General features: G+C 67.7%; 3 protein-coding genes, 1 tRNA gene and 2 rRNA genes. 5 read left to right on the top strand and 1 reads right to left on the bottom strand.

Annotation, left to right across the window (positions count from 1 at the left end):
• From ACFE7K_RS15650 to ACFE7K_RS15635, 4 genes are all read left to right on the top strand, one after another.
• Window positions 1–105: ribosomal RNA gene (locus ACFE7K_RS15650) — 23S ribosomal RNA — on the top strand; the annotation flags it as partial.
• Between the two features lie 126 nt (window positions 106–231).
• Window positions 232–346 (top strand): 5S ribosomal RNA (gene rrf, locus ACFE7K_RS15645).
• Between the two features lie 68 nt (window positions 347–414).
• Window positions 415–491 (top strand) — tRNA-Met (locus tag ACFE7K_RS15640).
• A gap of 141 nt (window positions 492–632) precedes the next feature.
• Window positions 633–1,616 (top strand): NADP-dependent oxidoreductase, encoded by a 984-nt coding sequence (locus tag ACFE7K_RS15635; RefSeq protein WP_375399119.1) that lies wholly within the window; start codon window positions 633–635, stop codon window positions 1,614–1,616.
• Here ACFE7K_RS15635 and ACFE7K_RS15630 read toward each other — a convergent pair.
• Window positions 1,606–2,262 carry an arylesterase gene (locus tag ACFE7K_RS15630; protein WP_375399118.1) on the bottom strand — a complete coding sequence of 219 codons (657 nt, stop codon included), beginning with the start codon at window positions 2,260–2,262 and terminating at the stop codon, window positions 1,606–1,608. The two genes, ACFE7K_RS15635 and ACFE7K_RS15630, sit on opposite strands and share 11 nt — an antisense overlap.
• 5 nt (window positions 2,263–2,267) lie before the next feature.
• Here ACFE7K_RS15630 and ACFE7K_RS15625 point away from each other — a divergent pair.
• The coding region (locus ACFE7K_RS15625) for an ATP-binding cassette domain-containing protein (RefSeq protein ID WP_375399117.1) at window positions 2,268–2,607 on the top strand (340 nt) is incomplete at its 3' end.

Here is a 2,607-nt window from a genome sequence, read left to right as displayed (position 1 = left end):
AAGATTTCTTAGGACGGTCGGAGACCACGACCTTGATAGATCGGATGTGGAAGTGCGGTAACGCATGGAGCTAACCGATACTAATTGTCCTATTCGCGCTTGAGAGTTCCACCATCAATGACAGCCCTCGGGTTGGCATGAGGTCGGATGATCGGCTCGACGCCAGAATAACCTTACATCTTGCAAGGTGCATCGATTTTAGAACCGTTCAGACGCACACAGGCTTCATTGCCTGGTGGCCATAGCGTCGGTGTCCCACCCGATCCCATCCCGAACTCGGCCGTGAAACCCGACTGCGCCGATGGTACTATCGCTCAAGCGATGGAAGAGTAGGTCGTCGCCAGGCATTGCAGCCTGTGTGCCCTGAACGATTTGGAACCCATTCACATTGTCCCTGCCTCGCGCAGGGATTGGCGCGGGGTGGAGCAGCCCGGTAGCTCGTCAGGCTCATAACCTGAAGGTCACAGGTTCAAATCCTGTCCCCGCAACCAACAATAGCCTGCAAGTCGAGAGACTTAGCGGGCTTTTTGGCGTCTGGCAGGGTCGCTGCACGCTGTCGGGAGCGGTTGCCGCGCCTCACCGGCTGTGCGACTCCCGCTGCAAGGCGAAGCGATTTCGCCGCAGGAGAGACCATGCCCCATTCGCGCCAGATCCATCTTACGCGCCGGCCGCAAGGCCTGCCCGTGCACGACGACTTCGCGCTCGTCGATGCTGTCGTTCCCGATGCGGGCGACGGCGAGATGCTGGTTCAGGCGCTGATCATGTCGGTCGACCCGTATATGCGGCCTCGGCTGGACGCCGATCAGGCGCTGGGCGAGCCGCTGCTCGGCGGGGGCATCGGCCGTATCGTCCAGTCGCGCCATCCCGACTTCACCGTCGGCGACCTGGTCCGGCACGGCAGCGGCTTTCGCGAGATGTTCGTCTCCGACGGCAAGGGTCTGACCAAATTGCACCCCGACCCGGAACTGCCGCTCACCGTCTACATGCACGCGCTCGGCGGCACCGGGCTGACGGCCTATGGCGGCCTGCTCGAAACCGGCGCGCTCAAGGAGGGGGAGCAGGTGTTCGTCTCGACGGCCGCCGGTGCCGTCGGGTCGGTCGCGGCGCAGATCGCGAAGATCAAGGATTGCTACGTGGTCGGTTCGACCGGCTCGGCCGAGAAGGCCGCCTGGCTGCGCGACGAGGTGGGGCTCGACGCGGTCATCGACTACAAGGCGGCGCCCTTGGCCGAGGCCCTCGCCGCCGCGACGCCGAACGGCATCGACGTCTATTTCGAGAATGTCGGCGGCGCGCACCTCGACGCGGCGCTGCCCCGCATGAACGTCCGGGGACGGGTGCCGGTATGCGGCACGATCTCCTCGTACAACGGCACGCCGCAGGCGGTGTATGGGCTGTTCAACCTCATCTACAAGCGCGTCCGGATGGAAGGTTTCGTGGCGACCGACTTCGCCCCGCTCAGCGGCGCGTTCATGCGCGACATGACGGGCTGGCTCAAGGACGGCCGCATCAAATATCAGGAGACCGTGCTCGACGGTTTCGAGCGCGCGCCGGAGGGGCTGATCGGCCTGTTCGAGGGGCGGAACATCGGCAAGATGCTGATCCGCATCAGCGACTGACCAGCGCCCGGCGTACGGTCGGCAGGATGCGGTCGACGATGATCGCCACGCCCTGTGCGTTAGGATGCAGGCCGTCGCGCTGGATCAGCGCGCGATCGGCGGCGACGCCGTCGAGGAAGAACGGATAGAGCGGCACCCGGTGCGCCGTGGCGAGCGCGGGGTACATGCCCTCGAACGCGCGGGCATAGTCCGGACCGAGATTGGGCGCGGCGCGCATACCGATCAGCAGCACGGGGATGCGCCGCCGCGCCAGCTCGGCCAGGATCTGGTCGAGGTTTGCGCGCGCCTGCGCGACCGGCAACCCGCGCAGCATGTCGTTGGCGCCGAGCTCGACGATCACGAGGTCGGGCGTGCGCCCCAGCCCGCGCAGGCCCCAGCGCAGCCGCGCCCGGCCCTGCGCCGCGGTATCGCCCGCCACCCCGCCGTTGCGCACGGTCGCCGCCACCCCCTGCCGGCGCAGCGCCGCCTCCAATCGCGCGGTGAAGCCCTGCGTCGGGGGCAGGCCATAGCCCGCGGCGAGGCTGTCGCCGAACGCCCAGATCAACGGCGCGCGCGGCGCGGCGGCGGCCGGCCCCGCGACAAGAAGAGCGAGATGGACAAGCAGCGTCCGCCATCCGTATCGCGTCGGGGGTGACCTCCGCCTCATCCCCGGTGCCTAGCGCCGTCATCGCCGCGCGCAACGTCTCGTTGGCGCTCGGCCGGCCGCCGGCGCGGGTCGACATCCTGCGCGGCATCGACCTGACCGTGCTGGCGGGGGAGAGCGTGGCGCTGCTCGGGCCGTCGGGGTCGGGGAAGTCGTCGTTGATGGCAGTGTTGGCCGGGCTCGAACGGCCGTCGGGCGGTGAGGTGCAGGTGACGGAGCTCGACTTCGGCACGCTCGACGAGGATGCGCTGGCGGTGGCGCGGCGGGGTCGCATCGGCATCGTGTTGCAGGCGTTCCACCTGCTGCCGACGATGACCGCGCTGGAGAATGTCGCGGTGCCGCTGGAGC

This window comes from uncultured Sphingomonas sp. (genome assembly GCF_964244265.1).
GTDB lineage: Bacteria > Pseudomonadota > Alphaproteobacteria > Sphingomonadales > Sphingomonadaceae > Sphingomonas.
Note: the sequence above shows the minus strand (reverse complement) of the source record. Positions and strands in the feature narration are given on the sequence as shown.

Bases quoted from the DNA above. Each gene is read 5' to 3' on its own strand.
- ACFE7K_RS15635 (WP_375399119.1), top strand. From the start codon at position 633: ATGCCCCATTCGCGCCAGATCCATCTTACGCGCCGGCCGCAAGGCCTG.
- ACFE7K_RS15630 (WP_375399118.1), bottom strand. From the start codon at position 2,262: ATGAGGCGGAGGTCACCCCCGACGCGATACGGATGGCGGACGCTGCTT.